At 38.2% G+C, this 15,628-nt stretch carries 11 protein-coding genes; 5 read left to right on the forward strand and 6 right to left on the reverse strand.

Translation table 11 applies throughout. The features are described from left to right. The 6 genes from ORQ98_RS17385 to rpmH form a co-directional block, all read right to left on the reverse strand. Nucleotides 1-505 (reverse strand): DEAD/DEAH box helicase family protein (locus ORQ98_RS17385; RefSeq protein ID WP_274690078.1); only part of this gene is annotated, 505 nt, incomplete at its 3' end. 316 nt (nucleotides 506-821) lie between these two features. Next, a complete protein-coding gene (locus tag ORQ98_RS17395; protein WP_274690079.1) occupies nucleotides 822-1,661 on the reverse strand; it encodes a DUF4145 domain-containing protein in 840 nt (279 codons plus the stop codon). Between the two features lie 530 nt (nucleotides 1,662-2,191). Further along, nucleotides 2,192-3,571 (reverse strand): tRNA uridine-5-carboxymethylaminomethyl(34) synthesis GTPase MnmE, encoded by a 1,380-nt coding sequence (gene mnmE / locus ORQ98_RS17400; RefSeq protein WP_274690080.1) that lies wholly within the window; start codon nucleotides 3,569-3,571, stop codon nucleotides 2,192-2,194. Between the two features lie 128 nt (nucleotides 3,572-3,699). Then, a complete protein-coding gene (yidC, locus tag ORQ98_RS17405; protein ID WP_274690081.1) occupies nucleotides 3,700-5,400 on the reverse strand; it encodes a membrane protein insertase YidC in 1,701 nt (566 codons plus the stop codon). A 267-nt stretch (nucleotides 5,401-5,667) separates the two neighbouring features. Continuing rightward, on the reverse strand, nucleotides 5,668-6,048 hold the full coding sequence (gene rnpA, locus ORQ98_RS17410) for a ribonuclease P protein component (RefSeq protein WP_274690082.1): 381 nt from the start codon (nucleotides 6,046-6,048) through the stop codon (nucleotides 5,668-5,670). A gap of 25 nt (nucleotides 6,049-6,073) precedes the next feature. Then, on the reverse strand, nucleotides 6,074-6,208 hold the full coding sequence (gene rpmH / locus ORQ98_RS17415; RefSeq protein WP_163836336.1) for a 50S ribosomal protein L34: 135 nt from the start codon (nucleotides 6,206-6,208) through the stop codon (nucleotides 6,074-6,076). A 1,399-nt stretch (nucleotides 6,209-7,607) separates the two neighbouring features. Here rpmH and dnaA point away from each other — a divergent pair. From dnaA to ORQ98_RS17440, 5 genes are all read left to right on the forward strand, one after another. Further along, a complete protein-coding gene (gene dnaA, locus ORQ98_RS17420; RefSeq protein ID WP_274690083.1) occupies nucleotides 7,608-9,149 on the forward strand; it encodes a chromosomal replication initiator protein DnaA in 1,542 nt (513 codons plus the stop codon). Nucleotides 9,150-9,200: 51 nt separating this feature from the next. Continuing rightward, on the forward strand, nucleotides 9,201-10,304 hold the full coding sequence (gene dnaN, locus ORQ98_RS17425) for a DNA polymerase III subunit beta (protein WP_274690159.1): 1,104 nt from the start codon (nucleotides 9,201-9,203) through the stop codon (nucleotides 10,302-10,304). Between the two features lie 23 nt (nucleotides 10,305-10,327). Continuing rightward, nucleotides 10,328-11,434: a DNA replication/repair protein RecF gene (recF, locus tag ORQ98_RS17430; protein WP_274690084.1), complete on the forward strand. Its 1,107-nt coding sequence runs from the start codon at nucleotides 10,328-10,330 to the stop codon at nucleotides 11,432-11,434. 32 nt (nucleotides 11,435-11,466) lie between these two features. Continuing rightward, nucleotides 11,467-13,875 carry a DNA topoisomerase (ATP-hydrolyzing) subunit B gene (gyrB, locus tag ORQ98_RS17435; RefSeq protein ID WP_274690085.1) on the forward strand — a complete coding sequence of 803 codons (2,409 nt, stop codon included), beginning with the start codon at nucleotides 11,467-11,469 and terminating at the stop codon, nucleotides 13,873-13,875. Nucleotides 13,876-14,190: 315 nt separating this feature from the next. Further along, on the forward strand, nucleotides 14,191-15,462 hold the full coding sequence (locus tag ORQ98_RS17440) for an LSm family protein (RefSeq protein ID WP_274690086.1): 1,272 nt from the start codon (nucleotides 14,191-14,193) through the stop codon (nucleotides 15,460-15,462). Nucleotides 15,463-15,628 lie beyond the last annotated feature (166 nt).

Below are 15,628 nucleotides of genomic sequence, written 5' to 3' on the forward strand. Positions count from 1 at the left end.
ATAAACTCCTCCTTCCTATGGTACATGGCCTGTAGAGCAATGTTTTATAATTCAAAAACTGTCCACAGTATTGTAATGATAAGTTTTGCTCTAAGGTCGTTTCTTTAAAAGCGTCGAGTGCTTGATCACCCAATGCCGTACGATCCACTAAAAATAAAATCCGTTTAAACCGCTCGGCTTTTAAAAAGCGATACATTAGGCCAATAATGGTTCGGGTTTTACCGGTACCTGTAGCCATCGCCAGCAAACAGTTTTGTTGATTTTGTTGTAGTGCTGTTTCCACTGCTTGAATAGCTTTTTGCTGGTAATCACGTAATTTGAGATAAGCAAAGCCTTCTAGCTTTAACTGCTGTTCCGCTACCTCTTTATCTCGCCTTAACTGATCCAGTAACCCTTCAGGACTATGAAATTGCGAAAGGGGCCTGGCTAGATTAGAAGTTTTTCGGGCATCACGAAACCAAGTACCCGACTGCTCTTTGATCTGCTCAAATATAGGGGCGACCATTACAGGAATACACAAAAAGCACTTGGTAATGCCTATCTTCGGTATCTGCCCAAGCAGCGGGACGGCCTGCTAATTGCCAAGCAGGTACCATGGTTTTAGCTAATTGTATGCTTCGTCCATAACGTTCAGCTTGATGGATTTTACCTGCTACATTAGTGTTTTCCCGCTTAGCTTCAACGATTGCGATAGGGGTAAGGCCTGCAAATAAAATATAATCAGCTTTACCCGTTGCAGTAGGCCATTCAGCAATAGCTTTATTTTTACCCTTTTCTGGACGTGTACCTTTTCGATAAGCAATGGTCTGACTATCTGCTTCTCAACCAGCCTCTACTAATTGTTGGTCAATTAGTATTCGGGTAAACTCTTCATTTAAGGCCAGCTCATTGCTGGCTTGTTGGGTACGCTGAGAAACTTGCTTTAATGCTTGCTGGTGTTGTTTAGATTGTTCTGCCAGCCTTTTTTGTAACTTCTCTTCAAGGTGCCGATTAAACTCCTGCTGTTGCTTGATTAGCTCCTCTTCATACTGTTTAGCTTGCTGTTCAAAATGGCGAGCATCAATATCCATTTGTTCGGCAAGTGCAGCATATTCTGCTTTTTCCTTCGCTTCTAATTCAGCTAAATATTTATTGGAATCTAATTGCTCACTTGTTTCTGAAAGCTCACCTTTCAATTGCGCTATTTGGGTTTGTAAGTCACGTAGCTGCTGACTTGGATCTGATGGAAGCGTAAAGGGACCTGGCTTAAAGTTGGTGCCTTGCTTACCAAACGACTGGTGAAACCACACGGTAATGGCTCGTGCCACCTTAAGCCCATCCATTGCTTCTTTATGTTTGGTCTTAAATTGATGTGTGGCTTTATTACCTTCAATACGCAAGGTATGAAATAAGCCACGAATGGCAGGGTCTAGGTTAATCTCTCGATTAATTTTAAATAAAAGATCTGCTTGTGTTGTTTGGTTATCAAACTGAATACCACAACGAACTGCAATGTCTTGAGCTAAGGCCTCACCTAGTTGCCTCAGCTTCATAAGTGCTGTGTTTGGATCACCCGCAAATGCTTGTTCTGCAGTGATAGCCAACTGCATGAACATAGGGTCATGTTCCTTTAAAAACCAGAAATTACTACCAGAACTATTGTTATTTTTTGTATCCTTCATTTGTCTTATCTTTTACTCTCATGATCATACGACAAGTTTGCCATGAAATAAGGCTTTATGCATCATGCGGTAGTTAGAGGGTAGCAATGCAATATGGAAACTTACTATCAAAATATCAGTATTCAAAACTGATCATAGTTTAATATTTTTTTATTTAACCTGAATTTTAATACAAATTAGTTATTTTAAAGCTCACCAATAAAATGAAATATTTTATCTTAAATACATTCATTTATTTTATAAAAATACAAATCAATAGCTGTATTATTTTTTAAATTTAAATACAGTCACCTTTTAAAACCACTATATTAAAGCATAAACCAATATTAAAAATATTATATTAACAAAAAACATAAACAACATAATTATAATTTAGTTGTTGTGTATATTGTTTTTTACAACATAAATAAATTTAATTACTTAATAAAATAATAATATAAAAAGATAATTAAATAAAAACCGTATAAAACGGCACAAAAAAGCCCGTTAACCAAAGGAAAACGGGCTCAAAAACACGGAGACAATACCAATTACTTTCCAATGCAAAAACTGGAAAAAATTCTCCCCAGAAGGTCATCAGAAGTAAACTCACCTGTAATTTCACTCAGTGAGTGTTGAGCAAGTCGTAAGTCTTCAGCTAATAGTTCGCCGGCCCCATAACTGGTTAGCTGTTGTTTGCCTGTGTATAAGTACTCTTGTGCTTGATTAATGGCTTCAATATGCCTTCTTCTGGCTGTAAAGCCACCCTCTGTTGTTCCTTCAAAACCAATACAAGCTTTTAGATGATCTTTTAATTCTGCAATGCCTTGTTCTTGCATTGCAGAAATGGCAATAGTCTTTACACCTTGTGGATTAGTTTTATCCCCAGCATCTTCGCCAGTGAGATCCACTTTGTTTCGGATGATAGTTACTTTATCTAGAGTAGGGAGCTTATCCACAAACTCCGGCCAGATTTCATGCGGATCTGTTGATTGGGAAGTGCTGGCATCCACCATTAACAAAACTCGGTCTGCTTCACTGATTTCCTTAAAGGCACGCTCTACACCTATTTTTTCAACTTTGTCTTCGCTGTCTCGTAAGCCAGCTGTATCTATAATATGTAACGGCAGTCCATCAATGTGGATATGTTCTCTCAACACATCCCGAGTAGTACCTTCTATGTCAGTGACAATAGCCGTTTCTCTACCAGCCAATGCATTAAGCAAACTTGATTTGCCAGCATTCGGTCGGCCAGCAATGACCACACTCATTCCTTCACGAAGCATCGCCCCTTGATTAGCTTCTTTCAATACTGAATCTACGTTGTGGATAATTGAATCTAAATCACTGGCCACTTTGCCGTCAGCCAGAAAATCGATTTCTTCTTCAGGAAAGTCGATTGCAGCTTCGACGTAAATCCGCAGCTGAGTCAAGTTTTCCACAAGTTCGTTGATACGCTTAGAGAAAGCACCTTGTAATGAGCGAATCGCACTTTTAGCTGCTTGCTCGGATGCACTATCAATTAAATCAGCAATGGCTTCTGCTTGGGTTAGATCTATTTTGTCATTTAAAAATGCACGCTCACTAAACTCACCTGGCCGAGCATGGCGAATTCCCATAGAAAGTACTTCATTTAGTAATAAATCGAGAATAACGGGACCACCATGACCTTGTAGTTCAAGTACATCTTCACCTGTGAATGAATTAGGTCCTTGGAAAAATAAGCTAATGCCTTCATCCAATACCTCTCCTTGTTGACTATAAAAAAGACCAAAATGCGCCATTCTAGGTTTAAGTTGAGCTTTTACTAACTGATCAGCTACTTCCCGAGCTTTTGGTCCAGACACCCGGATAATTCCAACGCCACCTCTACCGGGAGGAGTAGCAATAGCAGCAATGGTATCAGTATCAAGAGAAGCAATAGAATTCATAATCTTTATCTGTGTAAAAGCAAAGCTAGGGAGGTTTATAAAAAAGCGTTAACTTATTGATTATAGGCAAGAAAAAGGCCCTAACCAATAGTTAGAGCCTTGTGGATAAAGTTGTGGAAAGCTGTTGATTATTTTGTTGATTTTGCAGCAGCTTGACCTTCTATCTGCCGTGTAATCATCCACTGCTGAGCAATCGACAACAAGTTGTTCACTACCCAGTACAATACCAGACCAGCAGGGAAGAATAAGAAGAACACAGTGAAGATAATTGGCATCATCTTCATCACTTTCGCTTGCATTGGATCTGGAGGTGTTGGATTCAACAACTGTTGAACAAACATGGATGCACCCATGATTAATGGCAAGATAAAGTATGGATCTTTTACTGACAGGTCAGTTATCCAGCCTAACCATGGTGCTTGACGTAATTCAACACTTTCTAAAAGTACCCAGTAAAGGGCAATAAATACTGGCATTTGAACCAATATAGGTAAGCAACCACCAAGAGGATTAATTTTCTCTTTCTTGTACATCTCCATCATCGCTTGAGACATCTTCTGGCGGTCGTCTCCAAAGCGTTCACGCATTTCCTGTAGCTTAGGAGACAAACGACGCATATTCGCCATAGAACGGTAGCTGGCAGCAGATAACGGGTAGAAAGCAGCCTTGACTAGAACTGTTAGCAAGATAATGCTCCAGCCCCAGTTAGGAATCAGACTGTGGATAAACGTTAATAACCAGAATAAAGGCTGAGCAACAAACCAAAGCACACCATAGTCGATGGTTAGCTCTAAGCCATCGGCCAGTTCAGCCAAACGTTTCTGATCCTTAGGGCCAATATAAAGAGTGGCACTGATTTCACCTTTCTCACCAGCAGCCAACTTGAGAGGATTATTCTGATTTTTAAAACCAACAATATTATTGTTGCCTGCTTTTCTGGTATAGAAAGTATTCAACTGCTCCTGATTAGGTATCCAAGAACTTACAAAATAGTGCTGAAGGATTGCAGCATAACCACCAGTTACATCAGCGCTGAATTTTTCTTCATCAAACTCATCAAAAGGCAGTTTTACATATCTTTCTTCTTTGCCACGTACAGCTGCTCCCAAATAAGTGCTCATTCCCATTGAAGAGGCAGAGTTACTGGGGTCTTGGGTATTGTCTCGCTTCAATTGGGCATATAAGTTGGCCTGCCAAGTTGTGGATGAAGTGTTATCCACAACATAACTAACTTTGACTTCATAAGTGCCCTTAGTGAAGGTATACCGTTTAATAACCTTAACCCCTTTCTTATCAATTAAAGAAAGGTCAACATTTAAGGTATCTCCACCATTAAGTTGATAGCTAGTTTGAGCAGTCTGATAAGTTGGCTTGCCTTTGCTATCAGTTCCATCAGGCCCAATCAAACCACTCTGAGCGATAAAGGTTCTGGCTGATGAGCGCTCAAGTAAAGTAAATGGAGCAGGATTTGGCTCTTCATCGTCTGGCAGTTTTACTGGGTACTTTAATAACGACACTTTAACGATGTTGCCACCTTTAGTATCAATTTCTACTGCTAATGTATCTGTGGTTACTGTGACAACCTGTTCAGATACTGAAGCAGAATCAGTAGGAGCATCGCTTACTGTATCCAGTTTTGGAATATCATCAGCAGTACCTTGTTTAGCCTGAGTCAGTTGAGGGGCATCCTCAGATGAAGGAACTGTTTGGTGCTGTTCCTGCTGTTGAGTAGTAGTTGGGACTTGGTTGTAGTCTTTGTCCCACTGCAAAATCATTAAGTAGCCAACTATTGCTAAGCCACCTATTAAAAGGGTTCTTTGAAAATCCATGGTTTCTTAAGCCATACCATCTGTTGATAACAGTTATTCACATCTAAATAAGAGGAGGGATTATACGCAAGTTTGCCTAATTACCCTACTGCTAATCTTGTTTAATTGTTCTTTGCCTGCAACTAAGTGATGAACAAACCGAGTACAAGCTATCAGGTAATGAGTAGTGTAATTATTTCTGTAGGTGTTTTAAGCAAAATAGCGTGCATTCAAAGGTTAATAATGTAGTTATGTTAGCTAAATAATAGTTAAGAAACTGGTTAACTGTTACTTGTGGATAGTTTTTGTAGATAGCTTGCTGGCTTTTTTTATCAACCGCTTCCATTGTTGTTCCAGTAGCTGAAACATAGCAGGGTTATCTAAATCTGCGAGCCCTTTACGACTTATGCACACTAAGTCTATTGCAGGAAGTTGCTGTTTATGACAACGGAAAGATTCTCGAATCAATCGTTTAATTCGGTTTCTTGCCACTGCTTTTTTGGTATTTTTTTTACCCACAACTAGGCCGAGTCGGGGTTGCTGATGAGAAGAGGGAGCTGCCAAAATTAGCAGGTTTGGGTGAGAAGCTCGAAAGGGCGCGTTGTCAAAGACCCGTTGAAAATCAGCCTTGTTTAATAAACGAGACTCCTTGCTGAATCTTTGATCCACGCTACAAGTGCCCTATCAAAACCAATTACGCAGCCAGGCGCTTGCGGCCTTTAGCACGACGGCGTTTGATTACCAAACGGCCGTTTTTGGTTGCCATGCGAGCACGGAAACCATGAGTGCGCTTGCGTTTTAGGTTACTTGGTTGAAAAGTTCTTTTCATACGTCGTACCTATTACTTTCCAGAAAGTATTTACTGCTCTTTTTTTAGATCTAAAAGACGCGCAATTGTAAGGAATCTTATTAGTCAGGTCAATTTATTAACAGCTTAGCTGCTACTTTTTGTTTTAAGAAGGGGTTTCTTGGCATTAGCCTGCTGCTTTTCCAAGGCTATTCGTTGATTTGAGCAATGCTTTGAATCTCCTTTGAAGCTCAGTTTTTTCTACTTATTCTTGCTTCTGATCCTCTTGCTTTGCTGTGGAAAATGTTTCAGAAGGGACTTATACACAGAAAACGAGTTTATATGGAAAGCACTTCGAGATGTGGGTAACTTTCAAGTTAACAGGCCAACCCTAAATCAAGTAAAGCACAGAATAGTCTCAATACTGTACACACTATCCTTAAGATCCTCTACTTTCAGGACAAATAATCAGCACAGGGCGTTTGAAATATTACTAGTAATGTTGAGTTTATCGAAGAGAAGCCAATAGTTTGGTCAAATGATTCTAATAAAGTCATTTATAGGTAATAACGATTATCCACAGGGAATGTTGGCCACCAGTTTAAAGTTTCTATTGTGAATATCTATAACTTTGAAGAAAAAAATCTTATCTAGAAAAAGTAAATTCTGGTGAGCACAGTTCATCTCATGCTTAAAACTTGTATAAAAATCGATCGTTGTAGGACAATATAGTTTGTTAACTGCATCAAAACTTGGATGGTTATACACAGAGAATGGTTTGAAACCGTTTTTAAAAACAGCAATGCTTTAGTTTAAAAAGCCATAAGTCTTGTTTGCTGTTGATAAATTTACGACTTGTGACTGCAAGGGCCGCCAATTCTATTCATTAATACTGAGGTTGTCCACATCAACTGACGTTTTAATTCTTTCACTACGCATCTTCTTTCATTTCGAGTCTGCAAATCATTATTAATTAAATAATATTCTTCTTATAGAAAGAATGTTGTTTTGTTATTGATGTTATTATTATAAACAACACTTTCTGTGGATAAGTTGGTTTTAGTCTTTAATTTAAGCTAATTATAAGAATGATAAGTTTGTGGCTATCTTGAGTATTATTTGTGTAATAACTATGAAAAGCTTGTGTAATATTTGTTGATAAAGTTATTCAGTGAGTTAACCACTGGGTTGTGCACAGGGTTATCCTATTATCCACTAACAACTTATTCACAACAAAAATTTTCTGTTAATAAACTTGTAAACAACTTGTTATCATCTTGTTTCTAAGTTTGTAATTTACTGATTAGTATAGATTTTTTTTATCCAGAAGAGACATTTTTTAACTCAAAGATTGATGTGGATAACTTTACTAAGAAGATATAGAATGAACCGTTGTGTATTCATTTGTCGCCTGTTGACACATTGATAAGGGGAGAGATTAGTGTCGCTCACAGTCTGGCAACGATGTCTTGAAATATTACAGGATGAGTTGCCTTCTCAGCAGTTCAATACTTGGATAAGACCACTCAAGGTTGAACTTGAGGGCAATGAACTGACAATGTTTGCTCCCAACCGGTTTGTAAAAGACTGGGTTAAGGAAAAATACTTAGTCAGAATTGAAGAGATTCTAAGCGAGCTAGCTGAAGGCATGCCTTTTTTAGTTATGCTAGAAGTAGCTGTGCGTAAGCCTAGTTTTTTAGCAGGTGCTCGCCAACAAAATCAAGCTGCTAATCAATTGGTCTCTAAAGCTCGATCCAATAATCAGCCAATAACAAAAGATAATGTTAGTAGTTTTGTAAATCCATTGACCAGTAATGGTAATAATGAGAGCCAAAATGAAAATATACCTGCAGAAACAGAGCCTACTCAACTGGATGTATTAGCTGAACTGACTGATACAACTAGTCGTAGTAAACCAGCGCCTGTGTCGAGACAGGTTGATGTTGAAGGTGGACTAAAACACAATAGTTCACTTAATGTAGATTTTACTTTTGATAGCTTTGTAGAGGGCAAGTCAAACCAACTTGCTTTAGCAGCAGCAAGGCAAGTGGCAGAAAATCCAGGAGCTGCATACAACCCGCTATTTCTATATGGTGGAGTTGGTTTAGGTAAAACTCACTTGATGCACTCAGTTGGTAACTTTTTAGTTAAACAAAATAGTCATGCTAAAGTCATTTATCTGCATTCTGAACGATTTGTTGCTGATATGGTGAAAGCCTTACAGCTAAACGCAATCAATGATTTTAAGCGATACTATCGTTCAGTTGATGCACTATTAATTGATGATATTCAGTTTTTTGCTGGTAAAGAGCGTTCACAAGAAGAGTTTTTTCATACTTTCAATGCTCTCTTGGAGGGTGGTCAGCAAATGATCCTTACTTGTGATCGCTATCCAAAAGAAATTAATGGCTTAGAAGAGCGCTTAAAGTCTCGTTTTGGTTGGGGCTTGACGGTTGCTGTTGAACCTCCAGAGCTAGAAACTCGGGTAGCTATTTTAATGAAAAAAGCAGAGCAAGCGAAAATTGATTTACCCCATGAGTCTGCTTTTTTCATTGCACAACGAGTGCGTTCTAATGTACGTGAGCTAGAGGGTGCTCTAAAACGGGTAATTGCTCATGCTAACTTTTTGGGCAGACCAATTACTATCGACTTGATTCGTGAGTCCCTCAAAGATTTGTTGGCACTTCAAGATAAGCAGGTCAGTATTGATAATATCCAACGAATGGTTGCTGAGTACTATAAAATAAAGATTGCTGATATTTTATCCAAGCGGAGAAGCCGTTCTGTTGCTAGACCAAGACAGGTGGCGATGGCTTTATCAAAAGAATTAACCAATCACTCATTACCTGAAATAGGTGATGCATTTGGTGGGCGAGATCATACGACTGTTTTGCATGCTTGCCGTAAAGTGAAAGAGCTGACTGAAACCGATTCAGAAATTAGAGAAGATTACAAAAATTTGCTCCGGTCATTAACGACTTAGAAATTATTACAGTGGTTTTCCTGTTGACGACTTTTGTATGAGAAGGAAATGATGAAATTTACTATTACCCGGGAAGCTTTGCTTAGGCCTTTACAAATAGTAGCTGGTGTAGTGGAGCGAAAGCATACGTTTCCGGTTTTGTCTAATGTGTTGTTAGTAGTTGAAGACAATCAGTTATCTTTAACAGGAACTGACTTGGAAGTAGAGTTCATTGGTCGAGTTCCACTTGAGTCATCAGCTCAACCAGGAGAGATCACTGTTCCTGCTCGTAAGCTAATGGATATTTGTAAGTCACTGCCTGATGAAGTAGAAATTGAAGTTAAACAGGACGATCAACGCGTTTTAGTTCGTGCAGGTCGTAGTCGCTTCACTTTATCATCATTGCCTGCTACTGAGTTTCCTAATATAGAAGAAGGAGAGAGTGCTCATTCATTTTCAGTTTCTCAGGCAAAACTTCGTCGCTTAATTGATCGTACTGCATTCGCTATGGCACAGCAGGATGTTCGTTACTATTTAAATGGCATGTTACTAGAGCTGCGCCCAGGTGAGTTACGTGGTGTTGCTACTGATGGTCATCGTCTAGCAATGTGTACGGTTGAGGCAGATATTAATAATGCTGATTTACAGCAAGTAATTGTGCCACGTAAAGGTATTTTAGAAATGGCACGGTTACTGACGGGTGGTGATGAGCCAGTCAACATTGTTTTAAGTAATAATCATATTCGTGCTCATACAGGTGACTTTTCATTTACTTCAAAATTAGTGGATGGCAAGTTTCCTGATTATAAGCGTGTTCTTCCTAAGGGTGGAGATAAAATTTTAGTTGGAGAGCGTCAAGTACTGCGTCAGTCTTTAAACCGTGCTGCAATTTTATCTAATGAAAAATACCGTGGTGTGCGGTTGTTGATGGATAACAATGCACTAACTATTATTGCCAATAACCCAGACCAAGAAGAAGCAGAAGAGCATGTTAATGTTCAATATGACTCAGAGCATTTGGAGATAGGCTTTAATGTTGGTTACTTGCTTGATGTGTTATCAGTTTTATCTGGTGACCAAGTAAAACTAACACTGTCTGACTCCAACAGCAGTGTGCTATTGGAAGAGCTTGAAGATGGAGACTCTACATTTGTAGTAATGCCTATGCGGATGTAATTGACTTGTATTGAAAATACTGCATGAGCATTTCCCGTTTATCAGTTTCCAATTTAAGAAATCTACGTTCTGTTGACCTTGAGTTTGCCACTGGCATTAACCTGTTTATTGGTAAAAATGGCAGTGGCAAAACCAGCTTACTAGAATCTATTTATTTACTTGGGCTGGCCCGTTCATTTCGAAGTACCAAACTTAAACCAATCATTAATTCTCAGTCTCAAGAGTGCACTGTTTTTGCTGAGCTATCAGTAGGAAGTAATCGAAAGCTGCCGTTAGGATTAAAAAGGAGTTTGTCTGGAGAGTTGATGATTCGGTATGCAGGTGAAAAAGTTCGTACTGTTGCTCAACTTGCACAATTGTTGCCGATTCAAATCATTAACCCAGATACTTTTCAGCTATTAGAAGGTGGCCCAAAGTTAAGAAGGCAGTTTCTTGATTGGGGAGTGTTCCACGTGGAACATCACTATATGGAACACTGGAGGCAGGCGCAAAAATGCATAAAACATCGGAATAGTCTACTGAGACGTGATAAAATATCACCAACTGAATTAAAAGTTTGGAGTGAATCTTTAGCTAACTTAGCCAATAAAATTGATCAGCAACGCCAGCTTTATATCGATCAATTTGTCCCAGTTTTTAATGAAATTGTTTCTCAATTAATCGATTTACCAGATCTCTCGTTAAGTTACTATCCAGGCTGGGATAAGAAAGTAGAATTGCTTGACTTGCTTACATCAAATTTTGATAAAGAGCAAAACCAGCATCGCACTTTATATGGCCCACATCGTGCAGACATAAAGGTAAAAGTCGATGGTTTGTCAGCTGATGAAATACTTTCAAGAGGACAATTAAAGCTAGTAACAGCAGCACTAAAAATTGCTCAAGGCTTTTTATTCAATAAATTTACTAACCAGCAGAGTATTTATCTAATCGATGATATTGCAGCAGAGTTAGATAATGAAAAGAAAAGTAAGCTGTGTCAGCTTATTGAAACAATGAATTGCCAAGCATTCATAACATGTGTTGAAGAGACATCTTTAGATTATGAATGGCATGAAACAAAAGATGTAAAGATGTTTCACGTGGAACATGGGCAAATCAGACCACTTGATAGGCCTAAAAAAGGCTGAAAGCTATCCTTTCAAAGCAGGAGTTATCGTGTATGACCACAAATTACGATGCATCAAATATTAAAGTTTTAAAAGGCTTGGATGCAGTTCGTAAAAGACCAGGAATGTACATTGGTGATACGGACGATGGTACTGGTCTTCACCATATGGTTTTTGAAATTGTAGACAACTCAATTGATGAGGCACTTGCAGGATTTTGCTCAAAAATTGATATCATCATTCACCCTGATAACTCGGTAACTGTTAAAGATAATGGTCGTGGAATTCCAGTAGATATCCATGAAGAAGAGGGGATGTCTGCTGCTGAAGTTATCATGACTGTACTACATGCGGGTGGTAAGTTTGACGATAACACTTATAAAGTATCGGGTGGCTTGCATGGTGTGGGGGTTTCTGTAGTAAATGCACTATCTAGAGAACTTCGCTTAACAATACGCCGAAATGGCAAGGTGCATCAGCAAATTTATGATCATGGAGTATCGAGAGAACAATTAGCTGTTATTGGTGACACTGACTACTCAGGTACTGAAATACAGTTTTATCCTTCAGAAGAAACCTTTACCAACATTAATTTTAGCTACGATATTCTGGCCAAACGCTTACGGGAACTATCTTTCCTTAACTCTGGTGTTTGTATTCACCTTAAGGATGAGCGTAGCGGTAAGGAAGATGAATTTAAATATGATGGTGGATTAGAAGCATTTGTTGAGTTTCTTAATCAAAATAAAAATCCCATCAACAAAGTATTTCACTTTACCACGCAAAGGGAAGATGGCATTGGTGTAGAAATTGCGATGCAATGGAATGATGGATTTCAGGAAAATATTTATTGTTTTACTAACAATATTCCTCAGCGTGATGGCGGTACTCACTTGGCTGGTTTTCGTGGGGCGCTTACCAGAACTCTGAACTCTTATATTGAAAAAGAAAATCTAATGAAACAAAAAGTTAACACTACTGGTGATGATGCCAGGGAAGGGTTAACTGCCATTATCTCTGTTAAAGTGCCCGATCCTAAGTTCTCTTCTCAGACCAAAGATAAACTGGTTTCTTCAGAAGTTAAGTCTGCAGTAGAGCAAGAGATGAATAAGCTTCTCTCTGATTACCTACTTGAAAACCCACAAGAGTCAAAGTCTATTGTTTCTAAGATGGTTGATGCTGCTCGGGCACGAGAAGCAGCGCGTAAAGCAAGAGAAATGACTCGTCGTAAAGGTGTACTGGATATTGCTGGCCTACCAGGTAAGCTTGCAGATTGCCAGGAAAAAGACCCAGCTTTATCTGAACTCTATATTGTGGAGGGTGACTCTGCGGGTGGCTCAGCTAAGCAAGGGCGCAATCGAAAAACACAGGCGATCCTTCCTCTGAAAGGTAAAATCTTAAATGTTGAAAAAGCGCGTTTTGATAAAATGCTTTCTTCTGCTGAGGTTGGCACCTTAATTACTGCGTTAGGTTGTGGTATTGGCAGAGAAGAGTTTAATCTGGAAAAGCTGCGTTATCACAATATTATTATCATGACTGATGCTGATGTTGATGGCTCGCATATACGAACACTATTACTCACTTTCTTCTTTAGACAAATGCCAGAGTTAATTGAGCATGGCTATGTCTATATTGCCCAACCTCCTTTGTACAAAGTGAAGCGAGGGAAACAAGAGAACTACATAAAAGATGAAGCTGCTTTAGATGATTATTTAATACAAGCAGCTCTAGAAAATGCTGCACTACATGTAAATGAAGATGCTCCTGGAATTGGTGGTGTACAGCTAGAAGAGTTGGTAAGTGCTTATCGCAAAATAGAATCCGCCATCAATAAGCTTTCACAACTTTATCCTTCAGAAGTATTGAAGAATGTTGTCTACAGTGAAGCAATTACAGAAGAAGGCTTGAAAGATCAGCAACTAATAACAAACTGGGCTGTAAATTTAAATAAAGCACTTGAGGTAGAAGGAAAATCTGGAAAGCTCTATAAAGTAGAGGCCCAGTATGACAAAGAGCATCAAGTATGGTTACCAGTGGTTAAGTTAACTCATCATGGAGTTGACTATGACTATCCGTTGTCAACAGAGTTCTTTATTTCCAATGACTATAGCAATATGGTCAAGCTAGGGGAGAAGCTCTCTGGTTTATTAGAAGAAACCGCTTATGTTGCTAAAGGTGAAAGGAAACACCCTGTAGACAGCTTTGAAGCTGCTTTAGATTGGTTGATGAAAGAAACCACTAAGCGCTTTACAATTCAGCGTTATAAAGGCTTGGGAGAAATGAACCCAGGTCAACTGTGGGAAACAACTATGGACCCAGAAGTACGGCGTATGTTGAAAGTGTCAATCGAAGACGCTATTGCAGCAGACCAGATCTTCACTACATTGATGGGTGACCAGGTAGAACCAAGAAGGAACTTCATAGAAGATAATGCATTAAGAGTAAATAATCTTGATATATAAATAAAAAATATTCTTTAATTAAAAATAAAAAAATGGGGCAAAATTAAAGCCCCATTTTTGTCAGCTTAATAATATTAAGAAATTCTTACTTGCCCTCTATGTTTGCATACTTATCTTGTTGTTAGTTTTTTCACTAATGTAAAACAGTCTTCTAAAGACCCACTCAAATCAACTCATCACCATTTAAAATAAAGAAAATTACGACTACATTTGAAGTAGAGTAGTTTTGTTTTAAATTAATATACTGTTTAAAATAATAGTATTTTTATATTACACAAAAACAACAACAGCCTCTGGGTGGATAGGGCAAATAAAATGTTAAAATTTATTATTGTATTAGTTGTAATAATTGCTATAGGGGTTGGAGGCGCGCAGTTTTACATTACATATAAAGTTGACAAGTTTTTAGAGCAAATGAGTAGTTATGCAGCAATGACTGGATTTGACTTTTCTTATAAAGATATCAAAACAACCTATGTTGGAGCGTTAGAGGTAAGTGAAGTAGAGTTTGGTATTCCAATTCCTGAAGACAATGTTACCTTTAATACTTCCATCGACTTGATGAGAGTGAAGTTCCCTTCTTTATTAGATGTAATCCAGCTTTTTTACAAAGACATGGAAGAGTTACCTAGTAGTTTAAAGTTTGAAATTAATGGCGTTAGAATTTCTCCTGAAAATATAGTTAAGTTAAATCCATTTATACGAAAGCCTACCTACTATCCATTTTATTTAGCTGAGTCAGAACTAGGTCTTGATGAAACCATATTAGATGCATCTGTAGGTTATACATATTACGAGTATACTTCGGGTGCTGATATAGATCTTAACTATGAAGTTAGAGGGATAAAATCTTATAGTATGAATGTTAAAGTAAAAGAAATACCCTCTATAAATATAAAGCAACTATTCATGATGTATCAGACACCACAGCTCCAACTGATGAATATAAACTATACGGATCAGTCATATAATGAGTTATGGATAAAGCTTTGCAAAGAAAAACATAAGATTACAGCTGACCAATGTATAGATAGAGAGATAAAAATTGCAAATAAACATTTAAAAAGAATTTATAGTCTTTCTTTTTCGGAGCAATACATAACAAAAGTTAAAGAGTTTATAAAGGCAACTGGAGGGAATATTAAAGTAAGTGTAGATCTAAGTGACGGATCTAAATCATTCTTTGACGCTATAATTAAGTGGGATGACCCAATTAATGCGATTATTCAAGAAAGTGCAATGTTGTCTATTAATGGAGAATATATACAGCCAATTTTTAGCCGGCTATCAGAAGAAGAAATTGCTAAATCAGTAGATGTAATAGAAGAGTCAGATGAACCAATAAAGAAAAAAGAAAGGAAAAAGATAGTATTAAAGGTATATGATGATTTTAGACAGTATGTTGGGAAGAAAGTATTAATTATAACAGATAAAAGAAAGCAATATATCGGCACTGTACTGGATGCAAAACAGGAAGGGATCAAAATTAAAGTACGACTAGAAAAAGGAGATACATTTACTTATCGTCTAGCCTATGACCGGATTAAATATGCAGAGGTTTATCAGACAGAGCCACTCTATCGTTAACTGTAAAGCTCTCCTCTCTGAAAAGAGGCTGTCGCGAAAGTTATATGTAGCTCCCTCTCCCTCTGGGAGAGGGCTGGGGTGAGGGTATAATTACTTTAAATCAACCGCTATGCGGGCCCCCTCATCCTAACCTTCTCCCCCGCGGGGGAGAAGGGACTTGATTTGT

It is taken from the genome of Spartinivicinus poritis (genome assembly GCF_028858535.1).
In the GTDB taxonomy this organism is placed as follows: domain Bacteria; phylum Pseudomonadota; class Gammaproteobacteria; order Pseudomonadales; family Zooshikellaceae; genus Spartinivicinus; species Spartinivicinus poritis.